A 22,401-nucleotide genomic window follows, 5' to 3' on the forward strand; every position below is an offset into this window, starting at 1 on the left:
TCGCGTTGATGAGCGATCTGGGTCAGCTCAACGGGCTCCCGGTGTCGATCATCATCCGCACCACCCTGCAAGACCTGGAATCGCGCGCCGGGATCGGGATCACCGGGGGTGGGACGAAGCTGCCCATCAAAGACGTCATCCGGATGGGTGGCCACGCCAACCATCACCTGGCGGTGTTCGACAAGGCCACCGGCGCAGCGCTGAACTATTTTCGGGCCCGCCGTACCGCCAGCCCGGCGCAACGCATCATGCTCATCGCCCGTGACGGAGGCTGCACCAAACCGGGCTGCAATGTCGGGGCCTACGGCTGCCAAGCCCACCACGGCGAGGCCGACTGGGCTGCCGGCGGTAACACCAACGTCGACCAGATGGCGCTGGCGTGTGGGCCCGACAACCGACTGGTCGATGACGGCGGCGGCTACACCACCACCATCACCCCCGACGGTGTCGTGGAATGGCACCCGCCACTAGAACTGGATCACGGCCAGAACCGCATCAACTACCTTCACCGCCCCGAACTTCTGCTCACCCCACCCGAATCCGATCGCGCACCAGCCGACCTCGCACCGGATCCCACATGGGAATGGGAACGGGCACCAGGCCCCCAACAACAATCCCAGCCGGACCCGAACCCCACCCAAGACCCGGACCCGGAGCCGCGGCCGGTGCCGGTGGTTGACCCAGACCCGGACTGGGACGTGAAGCCAGGTCCCGAGTTCGAGCCGGACGCAGAGTGGGATTTCGACTGGAACACGGACTGGGACAGCACCTTCTGCCAACCTGACCTTCCCAGCATCGAACACCTCTGGGACCCAGAACCATGCGCACTGGAAGCCGTAGAGCCGGAAATTCCGATCGGGTCGACGCCGCTCGACCACCCCGACCCATGGCAACGCATCGGCAACGACCACACCGGCGGCGGCAAGGCAGTACGCGGCCCCTAGCTGGGCATTACGTCCGGGCGCCGTCGAGTTGCTCCGCTAGATCGGGTTGAACGACGAGATCAGCCAGCCTCCATGGATTTTCGTGAGCCCGACCTTCACGGCGCTGGCGGCCTGAGCCGGTTCGGGGTTGTCGCGGCTGGTTGTCGCCTGGTTCAGATAGACCAACACCTCTGCGGTGTCGGACTGCACGGTGATCGGAGCAGCGCGGACAACCGATGCCGTGGCGCGGATGTCCTTTTCCTTGGCTGCCGGCGCGACGAACTTGTTCGCGAACTCGCTGTAGTAATCCAGGAAGTCACCGGTCAGCTTGGATTTCGCCGTAGCGAAGTCCTTGTCCAAACTGTCTGGCGCATAGGACAACAGCGCCACTGAACCCTCGGAGGCCGCATCGACCACCGTCGCAGACGCTGCGGCCGACCCATGGTCGGCGCGGTACACGCCGAAATAGAGTGCTGCCGCCGAGCTCGCCGAGGCCAGCAGTAGGCAGACGACGGCGATCGGTCGCCACCGCCGGGCAACGCGATGGATCCACCGTTCCCGGGCCTGTGTTGGCTCTTCGGGGATTGACTCAGCGTCCGAGAGGATTTCGACCTCAGGTTCCGTGCTGACACCGGGTTCTGCTGTGCTGGTACTCACGGGACGAACTCCACCTTCGACATCTTGATCTGTTCCCCGTCGCGGACCATCGTGACGCTCAGCCGCCAGTTGCGCGGCTGCTGATTTGCGCCGGCCGAGTTGCTCACCGTGGTTGCGGTGCTGACGAGGACGACTGCGGAGTCCGCGTCCATCGACTGGACAGCCGTCGCCTTTGCCGTGGCCTTCGTCGTCGCCTTCGAATCCTGCGCAGCTCTCACCAGGTCCTCGGCCGACGATTCGATGTCCTCTCTGAACTGTCCGGTCGAGTTGTCGACGATCTGCTTGACGTTGTCTTCCGCCTTGGCGCTGTCGATCGACATCAGGGTGACTGCGGCTTGCGATGCCGCCGCCGCGAATTCCGCGCGGCGCTGCTGCTCACGGTCGGCCTGCTGGTGAAACCAGATCACGTATCCGCTCGCTGCGAGCAACGCACCGCTGACCAGGATGGCGACACCGGCGAGCACCGTCGCGAGTTTCGGTCGCCATCTGCGTTTTTCGTCCGACGCCGGTGGCTGGTCGTCAGTGTCGTCCCCGTCCGGAGGGGCGGCCTGATCTGGCGACTCGACGTCGACGTCGTCGTCGCTCAGCGGCGAGTCGGTGTCGTCGACGTCATCGAGCACGGTCGGCTCAGTTTCCTCGTCGGGGCGGCTGAGTAACCGCATAGTGCACCTCCGGTTGGTCTCGGCCGCACGCTAATGCGACCGAGACCGGCGCCGACGGCGGTGTCCCACCCAGCGGACAAATCCGTTCTGACGAATCGGCACCATCACCAATTCCGCAATGAGCACAACGCGCCTTTGGGGCCGGCGGCGCGATGAACGACGATCCCGTCGATGGCCAGCTCACAACGCAGGGTCTGGCTGGGTTGCGGAGCCAATCCGGCCGTGGTGACGGTAACCATGGCCCATTTCATGGGGTCGGAGAGCATCGTCTCGCGGATCCAGGGCTTGCCGGGCTCCAGCGTCAGGTCGTCCCTAGGGCTGAACTCGTAGGGATTGTGGCTGTAGTCGGCCCACGTCGGCGGGTCGACCTCACGGAAATAGATGCCAACGGTTGTCGGCTGCTCCGCGGTGACCGTGTAGGTCACGCGGTGGGGCATCGGCTCCTCGTCGGCATGGGCCGAGGGGGCCACGGCAACGACGGTGCCCAGGCCGACGGCGAGAAGCGCACTGATTGTTCCTGTGCGCCAACGTTTCACCGCCGCGCGGTACCGCGCATCAGAGGTCACCACGAAGCCACCTGCTCGTTCCATCGCTCGACACACAGCTCAGGAAGAGCCCGTCGGGCGCCTGGGCGACGGTGTTCTCGAAACCTGTGCATGGGGTGTTCTCCTCGCGAATACCTTTGAGCGGCGGCGACCGGAAGTAGCGCGGCTCGTAACGGCGCGGCGACCCGCAGAACACCACCCGGCCCCAGGAAGTGGTGCCGAAGACGTAGTACGCGGTGTCCGAGCACGGTGCGCCGAGCACGACGCCACCGGTGATTCCGGGTACGCATGAGGGTTCGCTGCAGCCGACAGGTTCTGCGCTCGCCGGCGACGGAGCGATCATCGCCGCCGCAACGAGCAGTCCCGCCATGCCCACCACCGGTATTCGCACGTACGACACTGTGGCACGGCTGAATCCGGCCGCCAGCTCATGGCCCACTAGGTGGGACATTGTCCGTCAGAAGACCGAAGAAGTTGCACAGTGAACACTGCCGCGGCGACCACCGGTGGCCGGCGTACAGAGGAGTTTGGTCATGCGGGTGTCGACTGCGTTCATTGGGGCGGCGGTGCTCACCGCCACTGGGGTGGCCGGCTTGTGCAGCCCGGTTGCCGCGGCGTCTCCGAGTTGGGGCCTCAACGGCACGTACACCGCCACGTCGAATGGCGAGTGGGCGAAAACGAACGATATCTTCCACGACGAGGCCAGCATTCGTGGCACCTGGACGATCTCGACGACGTGCAGTTACCCCAGCGAGTGCACCGGCACGGTCGACACCGATTGGGGCTGGAGTGCACCGATCTACAAGAAGAGCGGCGTCTGGTACGTCAAGAAGACGGTCGACAACTGGCAGCCATGTGGGGACGGCACCGCAGGTCCGGGTCTGCAGGTGTACCGCTTCTTCCCCTCGAACGCGGACGCCACCGCAACCGATCCGGCGTCGACGACGTTGCTGGGCGAGGACTCCACCACCGGCGTCAGCGGGTCGTGCGGCACCAGCAAGGTCGTGTTCATCACGATGCCGTTCAAACTCGTGAAAACGGCCTGAGCAGAGACCTTTTCAACCACCAGACCAGGTACGTCAAGCCCCCGCAATGGCTTCCATTGCGGGGGCTTTGGCATTCACCGGCACTCAGGTGGTGAACAGGTCTTTCCACGTCGAGTCGCCGGTGTGCGGCACCAGGTCCGACTGTCGGTACACCTTGCCGTCCGGCGTGGCGTACCGCCCCGTCTTCGGGTCGTAAGTGGCGATCGCGACCGAGGGGCCATCAGATCCGTTGGGAGTGAAGGCACTCGGCGCCATCGTCGGTGCATCCGGGCTCGGCGGCACCTTACCTTCAGGCGGCGCGACAGGCGCCTCAGCAGGCCCTTCGGCGGGCGCGGCCGCCGGTGGCATCGGGGTGCCCTCGACCGGGCCGTGGATTGCCGCGTCCCGATCGACCCGCGAATCCGGTGCTATCCCCTGGGCCAGCAGATTGGGATCGATCGGGTAGGGGCCGAGGGGGTGCTGTCGCATCGCCAAGGGCTCGTACGGCCGGTCGCTGTTACAGATTTCGACGGTGGGAGCACGTTTCCCGGGTTGCCCCATGCACGGGTAGTTGCGTGCTCCGCGGACACCGATCGGCGAATCCTGCGGGAGCTTGCAATACAACCCGTCGGGGGTGTCGATGTCGCTGGTGTCCTCCGGAGACCGCCACGCCGACGGCGGGAGGAATCCGACGGTGCACGCGGGCGGATCTCCGACGTTGAGGGTGAAGTCGCCCAGCGACATTCCAACCGGGTTGTTCTTCGGCGCACCGTAGGACTGCGTAGAGGCCACGGTTGGCGGCAGCAGCACCAGCAATTGCTCCAACGACGGGTGATAGGTCACCCCGACCTGACCCAAGCTGGTGAGGTTGGCGAGCAACAAAGGCAACGTGGGTTTGACCTGATTGAGCAAGCGGGATGCTTCGTCCGCGGTTCCGGGCCCGTCCTTCAACAGCGTGCGCACATGCTGGTCGTCGTCGGCGACCTGCTTGGTTATCCCGGCCATGCTGCGGGCCCAGGTGCGGATCGCATCGACCGACTCGGCCTGCCCGTCCAGTAAGGGTGCACCGTCGTCGATGAGCGCCCGGGACTGATCGGAGGCAGCGTTCGCCTCGTTGATCAGTCTCGACGACGAGTCCAGCAGCGCCCCCATGTCATTTCCAGTCCCGTTGAACGCCTTGAAGGTTTCGTCGAGCAGCGGGCTGATCTTGTCCTTGGGGATGCTGCCCATGAGTGAACTGACCTGATCGAGCATCGGCCCCACGGCTTGGGGAATCGATGTGCTGGACGCCGGGATGACCGACCCGTCCTGGAGATACGGTCCCGAGTCGTTGCGGGGCTGCAGATCCACGTACTGCTCACCCACTGCCGACACGCTGAGGACCGCGGCGTGCAGGTCCGCGGGCACCTTGGGTGACGTGTTCAGCGACAGCGTAGCCACCGCTCCGTCACGGGTGGGCCGTACTTCGGTGACCTTCCCCATCTGCACGCCGCGGTAGGTGACATTCGAGAACTGGTACAGCCCACCGGTTCCGGGCAGCTGCAGGGTCACCGTCATCCGCCCGATCCCCAACAGGGTCGGAGCCTGCATGTACACGATGCCCATCAGAGCCATCCCGATCACCGACGCCACCGCGAAGATGATCAGCTGAATTCGGACAAAGCGGGTGAGCATCAGTTGCCACCTCCGTTCGGCGCGGCTGCAGGGTCGGAAGGCGGCGTTGCGGCCAGCGGATCGGACTGCCCTTCGTCCGGAGCCGGGTCGACCAGCGGCGGCATCGTGGCCACTGCGGGTGGTGGTGGAGTCAGTGGCATGTTCAGGGGATCCTTGGTGTAATTCGAGAACCAGGGATCGCCGGGCGCCGGCGTCAACGGCAGGCCCTCCTGGCCCCATCTGGTCCCCAGGAACAACCCTCTCTTCAGCCGCGGGACGGTGAAGTCGAAGGTGATGAACTGGTTGAGGTAGTCCCCGCGAATCGCCCGGTCGATGAAGTTCTGCGGATAGGGGAAAGTCGGTGCGTAGGCCAACACGGTGCCCAGATTCGGGCCGACGTCGGCCAGTGCCTTCACCGTCGGTTCAAGGTTGCGCAGGTTGGTCAGCAGGTCGTCCCGCGTCGCGTGGACGAGCTTGGTTGCGGTGTCGCTGAACTGACCGAACTTCTCCAATGCCGTGGTGATGCGCGGGCGTTCCTTCACCAGGACGTCCAAGGCGGGAGGGATCCGTTGCAGCGCCGTGGTGATGACCTCCTGCTGCCCGGACAGCGTGCCGGCCAACCGGTTGAGTGCCGTGATCGACGCGTTGATGTCGTCGCGCTGGTTGGCGAACATGCCGACGATGTCGTCGAGCCGGGTAAGCAGATCGCGAATCTGATCTTCACGTCCGTTGAGCGCTGCGTTGAATTCGGTGACCAGGTCACCGATCTTGCCCAGACCGCCACCGTTGACGAGGACCGACAGCGACGACAAGGTCTGTTCGGTCGACGGATAAGTCGAGGTCTGGTCGAGCTCGAGCGTGGCGCTCGGTGTCAGCCGCCCTGACGGCGATTGCCCTAGCGGGGGATCGAGTGCGATGTGCATGGAGCCCAGCAGGCTGGTCTGCCCCACAGTGGCGACCGCGTTGGCCGGAACGACGACGTCGGGCTTGACCGAGACCTCCACGTCCGCGTGCCAGCCCTTCACCACCATGCGGGAGACGCTGCCCACGATGACGTCGCCGATCATGACGGGCGAATTCGCTTCCAGCGTCCCGATATTGGCGAGCTCGACATGATAGGTCGTGGCGTCAGCGCCACGCCCCACCGTGCCGGGCAGGGGCAGCGAATTCAGTCCGTGGAACGCACAGCCGGTCAGGGTCGCCGCTGCGCAGGCGGCTACCGCGGTCAGGCGCGTCAGCGACCTCCGAGCGCTCATGGGGTGCCTCCTGGGGCGGGTGGTGCAGGGGTCGGAGCCATCTCGGCGGGGAGGAGCATGTCCCCCAACGACTTCGGCGCTTGCACCGGTATGTCCGAGACGATCGGTGATCCGGGATAGGCCGCGGGTGACGGGTTCGCGGGGAAACCGTTGGGTGTGTACGAACCCGGCGGACCCGGGGGCGCGCCCCATCCTGCCGGCGGCGCAACGTCACCGGCACCGGTGTAGGCCGACACCGCAGGCGGCTGATCCGCGTACGGCTGCGGACGCCCGCCGGCCCCACCGGGTGCGAGATTGGGATCGGTGTACACCAGGTTCTCCGGGCTGGGCGCCTTACGGAGGTAGGCGTTGAACGGCATCGGCAGGTAGTTGAAGTTGATCAACGACAGTGCCGGTCCGAGGTACTGGGCGCACAGCTTGGAGGATTCGGACGCTGTGGCGTTCTTCACCGCCGAGATCGCCGAGCACACCACCGAAACCGGATCGGCGAAGTTAGACAGCGCAAAAGCGCCGACGGCGGTCCCACTGTCGGGGTTGTAGATGTTGTAACCGTTGGCGATCGCGTTGGGCGCGACGTGCAGGACGTTCTCCAGCTTGGTCTTGTTGTCCACCAGATTCTGGGTGACGTTGTTCAACCGCTCCAGTTGCTCAGCGGTCTGATCACGCGTGCCGGCGATGAACCGCCGGACGTTGCCGACGGCATCGGCCAGATTGGTCAGCGCACCGTCCAGATCGGAGCGGCTCCCGTCGACGACACTGGTGACGTTGGCGAGATGTCCCTGGAACTCCACGATCTGGGCGTTGCTGTCCCGCAGCGCAGTCACGAAGACCTGCAGGTTCTTGATGGTGCCGACGAGATCGCCGCTCCCCTGGCCGAGGATCTTCGCGACACCGGACAACTGGCTGATCGCCTCGTGCAGTTTCTCACCGTTGCCGTTCATGGCGGCGGCGGCACTGTCGACGAACCGGCTGAGAGACGTGGCCGACGCCCCGTTGAGCGGTCCCAGATCGCTCGCCAACCGCATCAGCTGGTCCTTGACCTGGTCCCACTCGACGGGCACGGCGGTGCGCTCGACACCGATCTGCGCACCGTCCGCCATGGTCGGTCCGGAGTCTTCATAGGCCGGGGCCAGCTGGACATAACGAGCAGCAACCAGGTTCTGCGCCATCAGGATCGCCTTGGCGTCGGCCGGAATCTTCACGCCGTGATCGACGGCGAGGGTGAGCCGCGCCTGCCCACCGACCGGTTCGATGCTCGTGATCGAGCCGACCTTGACGCCTGCCACGCGGACCTCGTCGCCCGGGTAGATCGCGGTGGCCGAGGTGAAGTACGCGGTGATGGTGGTCGGCTTGAAGACGGTCTGCCGCACGATCACCACCGTGCCGGCCAGGGCCAGCGCGGCAAGCAGCACCAACACGGTGCGGCTGATCCGCTTGCGGTTGCGGGTGATCATCGACTTCCTCCAGGAATGCCGTTGTGGGGCCATGGGAATTCGGCGCGCGGGCCGGCATTGTCCGGTGGTTGCCCGGCGTTGGTACCGCGCCGGAATCCGAAGGCGTAGTCGAGGAAGGGCTGAAGGGTCTGCGCCGGCAGCAGGTTCCCGACGAACGCGTTGTAGTACCAGCCGTTGTTCACCGACTCACCCTGGGTCACCTGGTATTTGGCGAGGCCCGCCAACGCGCCCGCGATGTTGTCGCGGTTCTTCTCCAGCATCGCCGTCACCGCGTTGAGCTGCTTCAGGGTGGGCGCCAGCTCTTCTTCGTTGTCGTGGACGAGTCCGGAGAGCTGCTGGGCCAGCGCCGAGGTATTGGCCAGCAGGTTGACGATCGCGTACCGGCGTTGGTCGAGCACCCCGGTCAACGCGTTCGCGTCCAGCAGCAGCGTGTTGACCTGCTCGCTGCGCTTCGAGAGGATGCCGGTCACGTCGGCAGCGCTCTTGAGCAGGTTCGACAGGGACTCATTGCGGCTGTTCAGGGTTTCCGACAGCCGGGACAGACCCTCGAACGTCGGACCCAGTTGCGGCGCCATGCGATCGATGGTGTCCGACAACGTATCCAGGGATTGCGTGAGCGCAGCAGTGTCGGTACCGGCCGTGTTGTTGGTGAAGTCGCCGACGGCGTTGGTCAACGAATACGGTGACGCCGTCCTGGTGATGGGGATGGTGTCCGAGGAGCGCATTGTGCCCGCGCCGGCCGGTTCCAGGGTGAGCATCCTGGCACCGAGCATGGTTCCGGTGCGGATGTGCGCGGTGGTGGCGGAGCCCAGGCGCACCTTGCTGTCGAGAGTGAAGGTCACCAGTGCCTTGCCGTGACTCAGGCTGACGTCCGTGACGAGGCCCTTGGTGACGCCGGAGATCTTGACGTCGTTACCGGTGGTGATCCCACCGGCCTCGGCGAACAGTGCGTGATACTTCACCGACGTGGCCCAGGACCACAGTGCCTGAGGTTGGAGCCCGACGGCGATGACCATCGCGATCAGCACGATCCCGATCAGTCCGCTCCGAATGAGGTGTGATCCACGGTATTTCAGCATCAGGGCTCCCCACAGCGTCCGGTGTTCTGCATGATCCACGGGAAGTACGCGGTGCGCCCCTGCAGGTCGGTGACCCGGACATTCATGCCGCACAGGTACTGATTGATGAAGCTGCCGTAGGCCCCCAACCGGACCAGCTTGCGGTAGTTCTTGGGGGCGTTCTGCAACGAAAGGTCCATCCGCGCCATGTCGTCCTCATTCGAGAGCAGCGGCGCCAGCCGGGTGAGTTGATCGACGGTGCCGGACAGGGGTGGCCGGGCCTCGGTCATGAGGTCTGCCAGAGAGGCGGTTCCATTGTCCAGCGCGGTGATCGCCTCGCCGATGGGATCGCGTTCCTGGGACAGACCGGTGATGAGTTGTTGCAGTTGCTCGACGGCTCCCGAGAATTTGTCACCGTCCTTGGCAACCGTTGCCACCGTGGTTTTCAGGTTGTCGATCAGCTGTTGCACGGTCTGTCCGTTGTCGGCGAGCGCCTGAGTGAACGTGGTCGTGTGCGCCATCAGCGATTCCACGGTGCCGCCCTGGCCCTGCAGGATCTGGATCAGGGAGTTCGTCAGCGCGTTGACATTCTGGGCGTTGAGTCCCTGAATGACGGGCTTGAGCCCACCGAGCAGCAGGTCGAGATCCAGCGCCGGTTCGGTGCGGTCGAGTGGGATCTGCGAACCCGCCGGCTGGATCTTGGTCGAGCCCGGACCCTCCAGCAGTTCCAGATAACGGTTGCCAACAAGGTCGAGATAGCGCACCGCGACCTTGGTGCCGGTCGTCATGACCACTTCACGGTCAGAGTCGAACTGGACCAGCACGGTGTTGTCAGGTTGCAGCGCAACGTCGTTGACCGTGCCGACGCGAATACCCGCCACCCGCACGGAATCGCCGGCCTTCAGGCTTGACGCGTCGCTGAACACAGCCGAATAGCCGTTGGTCGATCCGGTGCGGTACTGGCCCATGATCGCGAACAGCGCTGCGGTCAGGAGCAACATCGTCACGCCGAACACACCGAACTTGATCGCGGTGCCGATGCTGCGCGTCATCCCGGTTGTCCTATCTGGGGTGTGTTGCGGGGCGGACCGTCGAGCGGGCCGTACAACGCCTGCTTGAGTCCCTCGGAGTTCAACAGGATTCCCTGGTTTCCGTACTGCGCCGGGTTGGCATCGATGTCGGTGACCACGAACGGCGGCCGTTGTTCGAAGCCGACCTCGGGCAGGCCCTGGCACTGCGGGCCGCCGGTGGCGGCGACCTTCGGCAGGTTGCCCGGGTAGCGGTAGCGTTCGGTGCCCAGCAGGAACGAGTCCAGCAGCATGACGCCGGGTAGCGGCTGTGGTGGCCCCATCGCCAGCGGCACCATTCCCTTGAGCACACAGTTGAGTGCCGGATTGTACTGGTTCAGCAGATTCGTGGTCGGCACCAGCAGCCGCATCGCGTCGGTCACCCCGGCGCTGTTGGTCGAGACCACCTCGTTGCCGACATCGGCCAGCCCGATCGCGCTCACCAACAACGCATCCAGATCATTGCGTCGATCGACAACGGTGTCACTGAGTCGCGTCGCGCCGCGCATGGTCTCGACCAGTTCCGGTCCGGCGTCGGCGTAAGCGTTGAAAACCTGCGGTGCGACGGCTATCTCGTGGCTCAGCGTGCCGAGGCTGGGGGCGAACTTGGCCAGCATGGCGTCGAGATCGACGAGCGTCTGGCCGAGCTTGTCGCCGCGACCGTCGATGGCCTGGGCCATCGCGCCGAGTGTCTCGTTGAGCTTCTCCGGTTGGATCTGTGCCAGCACCGACACCAGCTGCTCGAACACCGTGTTGATCTCGACGGTGGTGTGCGTGGCGTCGAGCACCTGGCCGGCGTACATCGAATTCTTCGACGGCTCCGGCGGCGGCACGAGCTGGACGAACTTGGCACCGAACACGGTGCTGGAAGCGATCTCCACACCCGTGTTGGATGGAATCAGTTGCAGATCAGCGGGATTCATCGCCAGGCGAAGCGCCGCCTGCCCGTCCGGCAACGTGTCGATGGCTACGACCTTGCCGACCTGCGCGCCGTGCAGTTTGACCTTGGCGTCGGGGTTCATCACCAAACCGGCCCTCGGCGAGATGACGGTCACCGAAGCGGTGGGCGCGACCCCGCCGCGGAACAGCACGACCGCGCCGGTGACGAGCGCGGCGATCACCGCGACCGTGGTCAGTCCGGCCAAAAGACGTATAGCGTCACGCGACATCAGATGCCTTCTTTAGCCGGAGAGGTTGAAGTTGCCGTTGGAGCCGTAGACGGCCAGCGAGATCAGCAGGGTGATCGAGACCACGACGATCAGCGACGTCCGGACCGCGTTGCCGACCGCGACGCCGACACCGGCCGGACCGCCGGTGGCGAAGAAGCCGAAGTAGGTGTGCACCAAAAGTATTGCCAGCGCCATCAGCAGCGCTTGAAGGAATGACCAGAGCAGATCGATCGGGTTGAGGAACGTGCTGAAGTAGTGCCCGTACAGACCACCGGACTGCCCGAGCAGCACGACAGTGGTGAACTGACTGGCCACGAAGGACAGGATCACCGCGATCGAGTACAGCGGGGTGATCGCGATCATTCCGGCCACGATGCGGCTGGACACCAGGTACTCGACGGGCCGGATCGCCATCGCTTCGAGGGCGTCGACCTCCTCGTTGATCCGCATGGCGCCGAGCTGCGCGGTGACGCCGGCGCCGAAGGTGGCGGCCAGTCCGATTCCGGCGACGATGGGCGCCGAGATCCGGACGTTGATGAAGGCAGCCAGGAATCCGGTGAGCGCTTCGATGCCAATGTTGCCCAGCGAGGAGTAGCCCTGGATCGCCAGGACTCCGCCGGTGGCCAAGGTCAGGAATCCGACGATGACGACGGTCCCGCCGATCATCGCCAATGTCCCTGCACCCATACTGATTTCGGCGATCAGCCGGACGACTTCCTTGCGGTAGTGCACGGCCGCATGGGGCATGCCCGCCAGCGCCCGCCCGTAGAACAGGACATGGTCACCGATGCCGCTCAACGCGACACCCGGCCGGCGTACGGCCCGGGACAGGCGCGGGTACGCCGACTGAAGTACTGCCGTTGCCGTCATCGCGTGGTCATCTGGATGCCGATGGCGGTGACCACCACGTTGACGACGAACAACGCCATGAAGGCGTAGACCACCGTTTCGTTGACGGCGTTGCCCACCGCTTTGGCACCGCCACCCGAGACGGTCAGACCGCGGTAGCACGCGACCAGTCCGGCGATCAGGCCGAACAGGGCCGCCTTGACGCAGGAGATGATGACCTCCGGAATGCCGGTGAGCAGGGTGATACCCGCGGCGAAAGCGCCGGGGTTGACGTCTTGGACGAACACCGAGAACAGGTATCCGCCAAGGATTCCGATGATCACCACGACGCTGTTGAGCAGGAGCGCCACCAGGCCCGAAGCCAACATCCGCGGCGTCACCAGACGCTGGATCGGATTGATGCCCAGCACCTCCATGGCATCGATCTCTTCACGGACGGTCCGCGAACCCAGATCCGCACACATCGCCGTCGCCCCGGCACCGGCGACGATCAGCACCGTCACCATCGGCCCCACCTGTGTCACCGCACCGAAGGCAGCGCCCGCCCCGGAAAGGTCGGCCGCCCCCAGTTCCCGCAGCAGGATGTTCAGGGTGAACGACACCAGGACCGTGAACGGGATCGCGACCAACAGCGTGGGCGCCATGGAAACCCGTGCCACGAACCAGGATTGGTCAAGGAATTCGCGCCATTGGAATGGTCTGCGCACCGTGAATCTGGCGGCATCCACCGACATGGCGAACAACCCACCCACCCCCTCGAGTGGGCCGGCGAGTTGTCGCTGCAGCATCGGGTTCTCCTTTTCTGCGTGGGAGTCACCCGGGGGCCGGTATGACCTGGAACACGTCTCGACCGGGAACCATCGCAGTTCACAACCGAGCGCACCATCGCGTGTCCCACCCACCGGGAATACCGCCCCGCCACTGATAGTCACCGGTCAGCGGAACATCCCATTGCCGACCTCTCGGCCCGCGTGTGAGGCTGGATGCAACGAGCCCGGCAAAAGGAAAGAAGACACGTGTCAAGTTCTGCTGCGACCACCACCGGAGTCGGTACGACGGATGCGCTGCGTGAGATCGACACCAGTGCAGGAACTTTGCGGTACTACGACGTCGGCCAGGGTCCGACCGTCCTGTTCCTGCACGGATCGGGTCCCGGCGTTACCGGGTGGCGCAACTTCCGCGGAGTGCTACCGACGTTCGCCGAACGCTTCCGCTGCCTGGTCCTCGAATTTCCAGGGTTCGGAGTCTCCGACGACTGGGGCGGGCACCCGATGGTCACCGCTCAGGGCGCCGTCACTCCCTTCCTCGATGCCCTCGGTATCGACCGGGTAGACATCGTCGGCAACTCCATGGGCGGCGGCGTCGGGATAAACACGGCGATCAACGCTCCCGAACGGGTCGGCCGTCTCGTGACGATCGGCGGGATCGGTACCACGATCTTTTCCCCCGGCCCGAGCGAGGGAATCCGTCTGCTCCAGGAATTCACCGAGGACCCGACTCGGCAGCGCTTGATCGACTGGCTTCATTCCATGGTCTACGACCGGTCGTTGGTCACCGAGGAGCTGATCGAAGAGCGCTGGACGCTCGCGACCGACCCGGAGACGCTGGCCGCCGCCCGCCGCATGTACGGGAAGGCGGCGTTCGCAGCGATGATGGCCTCGATGGCCGCTTCAGACCTGCCCATGCCCTGGGCACGCATGCACAAGGTGTCGGCACCGACACTGTTGACGTGGGGGCGCGATGATCGCGTGAGTCCACTTGATATGGCGCTGATTCCGATGCGGACCATCCCCAACGCCGAGCTTCACGTGTTCCCCAACTGTGGGCACTGGGCCATGATCGAGGCGAAGTCCGCTTTCGAGTCTGTGGTCACGAACTTCCTGGCACGGGGCTAACGGCTTTTCCGTCCGACCGATGCAATCCGGCCAGCACCATGGCGATGCCGGACCGGTGCGCCGCTATCAACTCGTCGAGTTCATGCGGTTCCTTGGCGTCGGTCCACCAGATGTAGGCGTTACTGCTGACGTGGACGATCAGCCTGCTCGGCAATGAGCGCGTGAACACGTCGTCGCTCAAGTCGAAGTGACCCGCCAGGAACTCGGTGATGGCGTCGGCGAGGTTCTCGCTCCATTCCATCCATCGCAGTCGGTACTGCGGAGTCTCGGCGACCAGCGACATCAGTTTCCGCGCCTTGTCGACCGACTGCCGATGCTGGGCCCCGGCTGACCGGCGGTGCCGGACCTCGACCGTGAACATGTCGACAAGGACATCTACGGGGTCTGAATCCGCTGCAGCACAGGACAACAGATCCCGCATGTTCGTCTCGCTTCGCCCGAACAACGGCCCAAGTACGTCTTCCTTGACCGGGAAGTGGCGGTAGAACGTACGCGTCGCGATGCCGACTTCGGCGCAGATGCGCTCCACGGTTGCCGTGGTGTCGCCGTCGGCGATGAAGATGTCGCATGCGGTCCTGGCGATGTTGAGCCGCAGTTCCTCAGCGCGACGCTCGGTGAGCGTCGGCCCCTTACCTTTGGGCATTCGCTGATTGTCGTCGCACCGGCACGCGGCCTCCTTTACTTCGCAGGCGCGCTGTGCTTAGACTCACACCTGTCACGTTGTGACACATATGCAGAGTATGACAGGTATGGAGGGTTCTGTGTCAACGTCGGATGACGACGCTGCTCCCATAGCGCTGCTCAGTCGGGCGGCCGCACTTCTGGAGGTGTTCGGCGCACGACAAACGCTCACACTGGCGGAAATCACCCGGTATTCGAACGTTCCCCGCTCGTCGACTCATCGCATCCTGCAGGGCCTGGTCCAGCTCGGCTGGATCGAACGCCATGGCGCCGAATACACACTGGGACTGAAGATGTTCGAATTCGGCCGCCAGGCAGTGCGACAGCGTCGAGTTCCCGAAGCGGCACTGCCGGTGATGGCCGACCTACACCGTCGCACCGGCCTGACGGCGCATCTCAGCGTCCTGACGGGTACGCACGTGCTGCACATCGAACGCTTCGGCATGTGGCCCAGCTCCGGCAGTTGTTGGCAGGTCGGTTTCAAGCAGCCCGTGGAACAGAGTGCCGCCGGCCGCGCGCTCCTGGCCCAACTGGACGAGTCAGCCTGGCCAGAGTTGCGGTATGCGGTGACGTCGCCGTACGGAATTCACAACCGCGCGGAGTTGGATCGGAGCCTGGCGGCGGTACGCGCCCGTGGCGGGGTTGCCGTCGATGCCGAAGGTTGTGAGCGCGGAGTCACCGTCGTGGCCGCTCCGATCAGCGTGACCGAGGGAGGCAATCAATTCGCGCTGTCGCTGTGCGGTCCCACCAGGTCAACGCGGATCGAGCCCGTGGCCGCCGCTGTTCACAGCGCGTCATGGGCGATCTGCCACAGCCTGTCAAATGTGCCCCGCAAAGGCGCGAGCCAGGCCCGAGCGGCGCATCGCGTGGTGACACCGGCCATGATCCATCGCACCGATGAGGCCACTGTGGCAGCCGTCGGTGGTAGGTGACGAGAACCTAGCGGCGCAGATACTTCCAGGCATAATTGGGAAGCCGGGGTGTGGGCACCCGCCGAGGCCAATCGTCTGGCCTGAAATAGGCATCCGATCCACCGTCGACGAAGATGACGCTGCCGCAGAGAAACTCAGCAGCGTCCGACAGCATGAAGACCATCCATTCCGCGAGATGATCGGGGCTGCCGAAGCCTCCGACTGGGACCGGGAAGGACTGCACCGCCTTGGCTTCTCTCGGGGAGGCGAGCTGCTTCTCCAGTAGCGGAGTCCGGATCGCACCCGGGGCAATCGCGTTCAGTCGAATTCCGGCGCCTGCCCAACTCTGCAGCACCGCATTGCGCCGCACCCATCGCGATACCGCGATCTTCGATGCACCGTAGCTGAGCGACGGTGCGACCGCACGGTACCGACGCAGGGACTTGACGGCGCGGTCGAGATCGTCGCGCAGCAGGGCCCGCACCGCGCGCACCGGCACCATCGGCATCGTGGTACTCGAATTGCTACCGACGACAACCACTTTTCCGTTCCCGGCGGCGACGAACGCAGGGCGCCACCTCTGCAGCAGATCGACCACCCCGAGATAGTTGACCGACAGGATCAGCCGTACGGCGTTGCGGTCCGGCAGCGGACCGACACCTGCCGCCATCACTGCGCCGTCGAGCCGACCCTCAGCCAACTCAAGCACCGCAGCGGCGGCTTCCGAACGGCCCTGTGCAGTCGAGAGATCCGCGATCACCTCGGCATCGCGCAGATCGACACCGATCACGCGGTGCCCGTCGGTCCGCAACCGCTCGGCCGCCGCGCGGCCCATCCCGGACGCCGATCCGGTCACTGCATAGGTACCCATGTTCACCAGTCCTGCCAGGGAATGATCGTGTTCAGTGGCGTGTCGATGACGCACTCTCCGGGCGCCGTGTCAACCAGCCGATCCTTGATCCGGCCGGCGACGCGGACCGGATCGTCATCGAGGTAGAGCAGACGGATGCGCAGGCCGCCGGGCGGGTCTGCCGCCTCCGAGGAACGGAGGCCGAGCCCGTTGTTCTGGTGGCGATCGAGTGCGAAAGTCCACGCCCCGGCCACACCATCCAGTTCCAGCAGAGCCGGAATCGCCACCCGGTCCTCCCATCGGTGATGCTCGTGAGCTTCGGCACCGTACGGTTCGGCAAACCGGGTCATCGTCAGGTGCAGCCCGCGGTTGGGCCGGTACGGGATCACACCGGGCGACACCAAGGCCGAGGCAGCGGCGTAGCCCTTGACCGGTCGGAAGAATGCGAGCACAGTGCGGCGCACGCCGGGGATCATCGGTCCACGACCCCACTGAAATGAGTCCGCACCGAGTTGCTCCCACTCCCGCACCGACTGCTCCACCGGAGAGCGAAACCAGTACATCGCGACATAGTCGGTATCGGCCTGCTCGGACTCAGCCCGAGAGACCTCGCGGCAGGAGGCCGGGCGGCCCCACCGGTCGCCCCAGGCGATACCGGGGAGGGCGAGATTTTCCGGCCGGTGATCCAACTGGTGCCATTCGTTGTAGCGCCGGTGTTCCTCGGCTCCCCCGCCACCGAGTGCGACGAACGAGAAGAACACCAGCGGGCAATCAGTAGCGGACATCGCTGCCTCTCAGATCTGCTCGGGGACAGGCGCTCCCGCCAATCCAAGGTTCAATAGAGTGTGCGCGTACGGGTTGCCGTTGAGCAATCTGCTGGTGCGCGTCGTGATCTGCCATTGCCCTTCGAGACGTTCCAGCGCGAAGTGGTTGGCGGTCGCCCGCCACACTCGATAGCCACTCTCGCCGTCGCGTAACAGGACCAGCGATTCGCACACCGCGACAGCGCGGTCGCCGTCAACTGTGACCACCGCGGGGCCGAGGAAATGGCAACAGCCCGCGGCCACCAGATCCTGGTGTCCGGTCGAGCTGACCATCTGATGCACGCCGCCCCGGCCGGTCATCAGCCAGTCCTCGACGTCATAGGTTCCGTCGACCGCCCACAGTGCGGCAGCATTGTCGGCGTTACCGGCATCCACCGAAGGACCGTATGAGGCAATCAGTTTCGCGATGGCCTGTTCATCTTCGAGGCGCTGCAGTCGAGTGAGTATCTGCTGTTCGATGTCGGCCTCCTAGCGTTGGGTACTTCCGGCGTCAACCGGCAGGCTGATCGCGGTGATATAGCGGGCTTCGTCCGAAGCCAGGAACAAGGTGGCGTTCGCGACGTCGACAGCCTGCACCCACGGCACGGCGAGCAGGTTCATCTGCGTGGCGGTGGCCGCGAATTCGTCACGGGTGGGCGGACGGTCCAGGTCGGGCCGGAACCCACTGCGGACGACGTCGTTCTGGATCAGGGGCGTGTCGACGTTGGTCGGGTGCACACAGTTGACCCGCACACCATGAGGCGCCAAATCGTGGGCAAGGCTACGCATCAGCCCGACGACCCCATGCTTGGCAGCGGTGTAGTGCGCGACACCCACCAATCCCCGGAGACCCGCGATCGAACTGGTCAGCACCATCGAACCCGCGCCGCGTTCGATCAGATGGGGCGCCGTGGCAGTGCACGTGTTCCACACCCCGGTGAGGTTGACGTCGAGCATGGTGCGCCATGACGCCTCGGAGAGTCCGATGGCGGAACCTCGCGACGTGATTCCCGCAGTGGCGCAGACGATATCGAGACCGTCGAAACGGGCCACTCCATGATCGACGGCCGCACGCAGTTCGTCGGTGTCCCGCACGTCGACGATCTCGGTGACGATGCGCCCGCCGGTCTGCTCGACAAGGCGAGCGGTTTCGGCGAGATCGTGCGGTGTGCTGCGCGGAATCATCACCGACTCGATCGGCCCGCACACATCGATTGCGATGATGTCCGCGCCTTCTTCTGCGAAGCGCACGGCCTGGGCGCGGCCGATGCCGCGCGCAGCACCGGTGATCACAGCGGTCTTGCCCTTCAACCGGCCGGTCATGTCGTCTTCTGGGTCAGGCCGGCATCGACCACGAGCTGGGTACCGGTGATGTATCGAGCTTGATCGGAAGCCAGGAAAACCGCCACGTTGGCCACGTCGACGGGTTCCACCCACGGCACCGGGAGCAGGTTTCGGGCGGTGAGCACTTCGATTGCATCGGCTTCGGTGGGGTTGTCCAGATCCGGTCGCAACCGCTTATAGGTATCGGGGTTGCGCACCATCGGGGTGGCGACTGCCCCGGGATGCACGGTGTTCACCCGAATACGATGCGGCCCGAGTTCATTGGCGAGTGTGCGGGCCAGACCCACCGCTGCATGCTTACTGGCAGTGTAATGCGCCGTGCCCGCGGTACCACGTAAACCGTTGGTAGAGCTGATGATCACCACGGACCCACCTTCAGCAACCAGGTGGGGCACACCGGCCTTGACGGTGTGCCAGACACCGGTCAGATTGACATCCAGATTGCGTTGCCATTCCTCGGTACTGATCTCCCACGCCGGCCTGTTCGGCGTGTGGATACCCGCATTGGCGACGATGATGTCGAGGCGGCCCAATGTCGTAACACCCGAATCAACCGCCGCGGTGACAGCCGCGAGATCACTGATGTCGGCCGCGGCGGTGGCACAGCGTCTGTCACGCCGCCGCACTCGCTCGGCTGTCTCTCGTAGGTCGTCAGTGGCCTCAGTCCGGTCGAGCGCTATGACATCGGCGCCTGCGTCGGCGAAGCGTTCGCAATGCACGCGCCCGGTACCGCCTCCGGCACCAGTGACCAGGACGACCTTGCCTGCCAGGTCCGGCACTAGGGCGCCTTCAGCAGATCGAATCCTTTATACCCAGCTGCCGCTGCCTCGTTGCAGATATCGAGGTACACGCCGAAGCCGCCGATGAACAGCATGAACATCCGAGGCTTGCCGGGCACATTGGCGCCCATGTACCAGGAGTTGGCCTTGGTGAACAGCGTGGCGTCGGCGCGCTGGGCACATTCGGCGATCCAACTGTCCACGGCATCGGCCGTGGGTTCGATTGCCGCGTAGCTGTTCTGGGCGAGATAGGCGATGGCTTCGGCGATCCAGTTCACGTGCGCTTCGGCATGCAGAACCATGTTGGCCAGCACCGCCGGTGCCCCCGGACCGGACACCAGGAACAGGTTGGGGAAGCCATCGGTACCCAGACCCAGGTAGGTGCGGGGCCCGTCGGCCCAGTCGTCCGCCAGCTTCCTGCCGCTCCGGCCCACAATGTCGATCTTGGCCAACGTGCCGGTCATTGCGTCGAACCCGGTGGCCAGCACCAACGCGTCGATGTCATAGCGCGCGTCGGACGTGTTGATTCCCGTTTCGTCGATCGATTCGATCGGCGTCCTCCGGACACTCACAAGCTCGACGTTGGGACGGTTGAACGTCTGAAAGTAGTTGGTGTCGGTGCAGATCCGCTTTGTCCCGATCGGGTGATCGTCGGGGATCAGTACCTCGGCCAGGGCCGGGTCGTCGATCACGGCACGGATCTTGTTCTCGTAGAACTTGCGGGCCTGCTCGTTGGCTTCCAGGGAGACCATCTGATCGGTGAACGTCTTGGAAAACAGCACTCCGCCCAGTTGCCAACGCTTTTCGAAGGCGTCATGACGCTCTTCGGGCGTGGCTTCCATGGTGAGTTTGGGGTGCGCGACATGTGGTGAGCCACCGCCACTGCGCCAGGACATCCGGCGCCGCTCGGCATAGTTTGCCTTGGTGTCGGCGACCTCGTCGGCGGTCAACGGCCGGTTGCCAGCCGGCACGCTGTAGTTCGGGGTCCGTTGAAAGACATAGAGCTGCTGGGCCTGTTCGGCGATGATCGGGATGGACTGAATCCCCGAGGATCCGGTGCCGATGACGGCGACGCGCTTGCCGGTGAAGTCCACGTCCTCATGCGGCCAGTGCGCGGTGTGGTAGACGTCGCCGGCGAAGCTGTCCAGACCCGGGAAGTCAGGAGTCATCGCCGCCGACAACGGGCCGGTGGCCATGACCACGAACGTCGCGTCAACAGTTTCGCCGGTATCGGTGGTGACGGTCCAGCGCAGCGTCTGCTCGTCGAGCACCGCTGAACTCACCCTGGTCTCGAACGTGATGTCGCGGCGCAGATCGAGCTTGTCGGCAACCCAATTGATGTACTTCAGGATTTCGGACTGGGTGGCGTACTTCTCGGTCCAGGTCCATTCCTGTTGGAGTTCGTCGGAGAACGAGTAGCAGTAGTCGACACTCTCGACGTCACAACGTGCACCCGGGTAGCGATTGAAGTACCAGGTGCCGCCCACCTCCGGGGCGGCCTCGAAGACTCGCACCGACAAACCCTGCGACCGGAACTTGTGCAACGCGTACAGGCCACCGAAACCGGCGCCCACCACCACAACATCTACGACGTTCATCGATCCACTGCTCACAGGGCGAACGGTAGGCGCCGATCACGCGCGCGGCCGCCACAGTTCCCGGTCACCGGACCGCGAGACCTGACGTCCCGACCACCGGAATCGGCGGATTGCCTCATCGGGTGCGTCAGCGAGAATCTCGGCCCATGACCGACCCGAGCCTCCAGACCAGACGGAGCGTCGTTGTCACGGTGGCCGATGTCATCGATGAAAGCCCCGACGCCCGATCTCTGGTTTTCACTGTGCCGCAGGACCAGCAGGATCGATTTTCCTATCGACCCGGACAATTCCTGACGCTGCGGGTGCCAAGCGAGCTGACCGGATCGGTGGCCCGGTGCTACTCACTCGCCAGCTCACCGCACACCGATCCCGCCCCCAAGGTGACCGTCAAGCGCACCGTTGACGGGTACGGTTCGAATTGGTTGTGCGACAACGTGGATGTCGGCGACACCATCGAGGTACTGCCGCCCGCCGGGTTGTTCACCCCGGCAAGCCTCGACACCGACTTTCTGTTGTGGGCGGCGGGCAGCGGTATCACTCCGGTGATGTCGATCTTGAAGTCGGTGTTGTCGGCCGGAACCGGGCGGGTGGTCCTGTGTTACGCCAACCGCGACGAACGCTCGGTGATCTTCGCCGGCGAACTACGCGAACTCGCCGCCCGCTACGCAGGCCGACTGACGGTGCTGCACTGGCTGGAATCGATTCAGGGCCTGCCGACCCGCGCGCAGCTGAGCGGATTCGCCCACACCGTTTTCGCCGGGTCCACGGGCTTCGAGTCGTTCGTCTGCGGTCCGGCCCCGTTCATGGCGGTCATCAAGGAGACGCTCGTCGCGTCCGGTGTCACGCGGGACCGGATACACCTCGAGGTGTTCCAGTCGCTGACCGGTGACCCGTTCGCCGATGACACCACCGCACTGGCAACAGATTCCGACGACGATGACGCCGCCGACCTTCAGGTCGATCTTGACGGCGCCAGTCACCGGCTGAGGTGGCCGCGCCAGGCGACGTTGGTCGACGTGCTGATCCGCTCGGGTGTCGACGTTCCATATTCCTGCAAAGAGGGACAGTGCGGATCGTGCGCGGCCACGGTGGTACGCGGTGACGTGAACATGGCCGCCTGCGACATCCTGGAGCCAGAGGACCTGGCCGACGGCGTGATCCTCGGCTGCCAGTCGCGGCCGGTGTCCGACGACATCCACATCGAATTCTGAGCCGGCATGGT

24 protein-coding genes are annotated in these 22,401 nt (G+C 64.8%); 5 read left to right on the plus strand and 19 right to left on the minus strand.

What is annotated here, in order from left to right; genetic code table 11:
* The coding region (locus tag AC4LGL_RS26735; RefSeq protein ID WP_491841408.1) for an HNH endonuclease signature motif containing protein at positions 1-944 on the plus strand (944 nt) is incomplete at its 5' end.
* 36 nt (positions 945-980) lie between these two features.
* Here AC4LGL_RS26735 and AC4LGL_RS26740 read toward each other — a convergent pair.
* From AC4LGL_RS26740 to AC4LGL_RS26755, 4 genes are all read right to left on the minus strand, one after another.
* Positions 981-1,580 carry a twin-arginine translocation pathway signal gene (locus AC4LGL_RS26740; protein WP_491841409.1) on the minus strand — a complete coding sequence of 200 codons (600 nt, stop codon included), beginning with the start codon at positions 1,578-1,580 and terminating at the stop codon, positions 981-983.
* A complete protein-coding gene (locus tag AC4LGL_RS26745) occupies positions 1,577-2,242 on the minus strand; it encodes an Rv1363c family protein (protein ID WP_491841410.1) in 666 nt (221 codons plus the stop codon). The genes AC4LGL_RS26740 and AC4LGL_RS26745 overlap by 4 nt, the downstream gene beginning before the upstream one ends.
* A 104-nt stretch (positions 2,243-2,346) precedes the next feature.
* On the minus strand, positions 2,347-2,832 hold the full coding sequence (locus AC4LGL_RS26750) for an Rv2576c family protein (RefSeq protein WP_491841411.1): 486 nt from the start codon (positions 2,830-2,832) through the stop codon (positions 2,347-2,349).
* Complete coding sequence (locus AC4LGL_RS26755; protein ID WP_491841493.1) at positions 2,798-3,157, minus strand: hypothetical protein; 360 nt, start codon at positions 3,155-3,157, stop codon at positions 2,798-2,800. Before AC4LGL_RS26755 ends, AC4LGL_RS26750 begins: the two co-directional genes overlap by 35 nt.
* Positions 3,158-3,320: 163 nt before the next feature.
* Here AC4LGL_RS26755 and AC4LGL_RS26760 point away from each other — a divergent pair, with 163 nt between their 5' ends.
* Complete coding sequence (locus tag AC4LGL_RS26760) at positions 3,321-3,833, plus strand: Rv2253/PknI dimerization domain-containing protein (RefSeq protein WP_135361304.1); 513 nt, start codon at positions 3,321-3,323, stop codon at positions 3,831-3,833.
* An 84-nt stretch (positions 3,834-3,917) separates the two neighbouring features.
* Here AC4LGL_RS26760 and AC4LGL_RS26765 read toward each other — a convergent pair whose 3' ends face one another.
* The 8 genes from AC4LGL_RS26765 to AC4LGL_RS26800 are packed head-to-tail and all read right to left on the minus strand — an operon-like array spanning position 3,918 to position 13,106.
* Positions 3,918-5,486: an MCE family protein gene (locus AC4LGL_RS26765; RefSeq protein ID WP_491841412.1), complete on the minus strand. Its 1,569-nt coding sequence runs from the start codon at positions 5,484-5,486 to the stop codon at positions 3,918-3,920.
* On the minus strand, positions 5,486-6,721 hold the full coding sequence (locus AC4LGL_RS26770) for an MCE family protein (protein WP_491841413.1): 1,236 nt from the start codon (positions 6,719-6,721) through the stop codon (positions 5,486-5,488). The genes AC4LGL_RS26765 and AC4LGL_RS26770 overlap by 1 nt, the downstream gene beginning before the upstream one ends.
* Positions 6,718-8,175, minus strand: a complete 1,458-nt coding sequence (locus AC4LGL_RS26775) for an MCE family protein (RefSeq protein ID WP_491841414.1) — start codon at positions 8,173-8,175, stop codon at positions 6,718-6,720. Before AC4LGL_RS26775 ends, AC4LGL_RS26770 begins: the two co-directional genes overlap by 4 nt.
* Positions 8,172-9,254, minus strand: coding sequence for an MCE family protein (locus tag AC4LGL_RS26780; protein WP_491841415.1), 1,083 nt, complete (start codon positions 9,252-9,254; stop codon positions 8,172-8,174). The genes AC4LGL_RS26775 and AC4LGL_RS26780 overlap by 4 nt, the downstream gene beginning before the upstream one ends.
* Complete coding sequence (locus AC4LGL_RS26785) at positions 9,254-10,285, minus strand: MCE family protein (RefSeq protein WP_491841416.1); 1,032 nt, start codon at positions 10,283-10,285, stop codon at positions 9,254-9,256. Before AC4LGL_RS26785 ends, AC4LGL_RS26780 begins: the two co-directional genes overlap by 1 nt.
* Complete coding sequence (locus AC4LGL_RS26790) at positions 10,282-11,469, minus strand: MCE family protein (RefSeq protein WP_491841417.1); 1,188 nt, start codon at positions 11,467-11,469, stop codon at positions 10,282-10,284. Before AC4LGL_RS26790 ends, AC4LGL_RS26785 begins: the two co-directional genes overlap by 4 nt.
* 12 nt (positions 11,470-11,481) lie before the next feature.
* Complete coding sequence (locus AC4LGL_RS26795; RefSeq protein WP_491841418.1) at positions 11,482-12,339, minus strand: MlaE family ABC transporter permease; 858 nt, start codon at positions 12,337-12,339, stop codon at positions 11,482-11,484.
* Positions 12,336-13,106 (minus strand): MlaE family ABC transporter permease, encoded by a 771-nt coding sequence (locus AC4LGL_RS26800; RefSeq protein WP_055110583.1) that lies wholly within the window; start codon positions 13,104-13,106, stop codon positions 12,336-12,338. The genes AC4LGL_RS26795 and AC4LGL_RS26800 overlap by 4 nt, the downstream gene beginning before the upstream one ends.
* 228 nt (positions 13,107-13,334) lie before the next feature.
* Here AC4LGL_RS26800 and AC4LGL_RS26805 point away from each other — a divergent pair, with 228 nt between their 5' ends.
* The gene (locus tag AC4LGL_RS26805) at positions 13,335-14,213 is read left to right on the plus strand and encodes an alpha/beta fold hydrolase (protein WP_491841419.1); all 879 of its coding nucleotides are present in this window, start codon (positions 13,335-13,337) and stop codon (positions 14,211-14,213) included.
* On the opposite strand, the gene AC4LGL_RS26810 is transcribed toward AC4LGL_RS26805, so the two are convergent.
* The gene (locus AC4LGL_RS26810) at positions 14,188-14,856 is read right to left on the minus strand and encodes a TetR/AcrR family transcriptional regulator (RefSeq protein WP_491841420.1); all 669 of its coding nucleotides are present in this window, start codon (positions 14,854-14,856) and stop codon (positions 14,188-14,190) included. The two genes, AC4LGL_RS26805 and AC4LGL_RS26810, sit on opposite strands and share 26 nt — an antisense overlap.
* A gap of 118 nt (positions 14,857-14,974) precedes the next feature.
* Between AC4LGL_RS26810 and AC4LGL_RS26815 the strand changes: the two genes are divergently transcribed.
* Positions 14,975-15,826, plus strand: coding sequence for an IclR family transcriptional regulator (locus AC4LGL_RS26815; protein WP_491841421.1), 852 nt, complete (start codon positions 14,975-14,977; stop codon positions 15,824-15,826).
* Positions 15,827-15,833: 7 nt separating this feature from the next.
* On the opposite strand, the gene AC4LGL_RS26820 is transcribed toward AC4LGL_RS26815, so the two are convergent.
* From AC4LGL_RS26820 to AC4LGL_RS26845, 6 genes are read right to left on the minus strand one after another with little or no spacing between them, the layout of a single operon-like run.
* Positions 15,834-16,676: an SDR family oxidoreductase gene (locus AC4LGL_RS26820; protein WP_491841422.1), complete on the minus strand. Its 843-nt coding sequence runs from the start codon at positions 16,674-16,676 to the stop codon at positions 15,834-15,836.
* Positions 16,677-16,678: 2 nt separating this feature from the next.
* Complete coding sequence (locus AC4LGL_RS26825) at positions 16,679-17,440, minus strand: hypothetical protein (RefSeq protein ID WP_491841423.1); 762 nt, start codon at positions 17,438-17,440, stop codon at positions 16,679-16,681.
* 9 nt (positions 17,441-17,449) lie between these two features.
* Positions 17,450-17,938 (minus strand): nuclear transport factor 2 family protein, encoded by a 489-nt coding sequence (locus AC4LGL_RS26830; protein ID WP_491841494.1) that lies wholly within the window; start codon positions 17,936-17,938, stop codon positions 17,450-17,452.
* 9 nt (positions 17,939-17,947) lie between these two features.
* On the minus strand, positions 17,948-18,781 hold the full coding sequence (locus tag AC4LGL_RS26835) for a mycofactocin-coupled SDR family oxidoreductase (protein WP_491841424.1): 834 nt from the start codon (positions 18,779-18,781) through the stop codon (positions 17,948-17,950).
* Positions 18,778-19,581 carry a mycofactocin-coupled SDR family oxidoreductase gene (locus AC4LGL_RS26840; protein WP_491841425.1) on the minus strand — a complete coding sequence of 268 codons (804 nt, stop codon included), beginning with the start codon at positions 19,579-19,581 and terminating at the stop codon, positions 18,778-18,780. Before AC4LGL_RS26840 ends, AC4LGL_RS26835 begins: the two co-directional genes overlap by 4 nt.
* Entirely contained in the window at positions 19,581-21,179 is a 1,599-nt protein-coding gene (locus tag AC4LGL_RS26845) for a flavin-containing monooxygenase (protein WP_491841495.1), read from the minus strand. The genes AC4LGL_RS26840 and AC4LGL_RS26845 overlap by 1 nt, the downstream gene beginning before the upstream one ends.
* 146 nt (positions 21,180-21,325) lie before the next feature.
* Here AC4LGL_RS26845 and AC4LGL_RS26850 point away from each other — a divergent pair, with 146 nt between their 5' ends.
* On the plus strand, positions 21,326-22,390 hold the full coding sequence (locus tag AC4LGL_RS26850; protein WP_491841426.1) for a 2Fe-2S iron-sulfur cluster-binding protein: 1,065 nt from the start codon (positions 21,326-21,328) through the stop codon (positions 22,388-22,390).
* Positions 22,391-22,401: the final 11 nt, after the last annotated feature.

Source organism: Mycolicibacterium arcueilense (genome assembly GCF_058536225.1).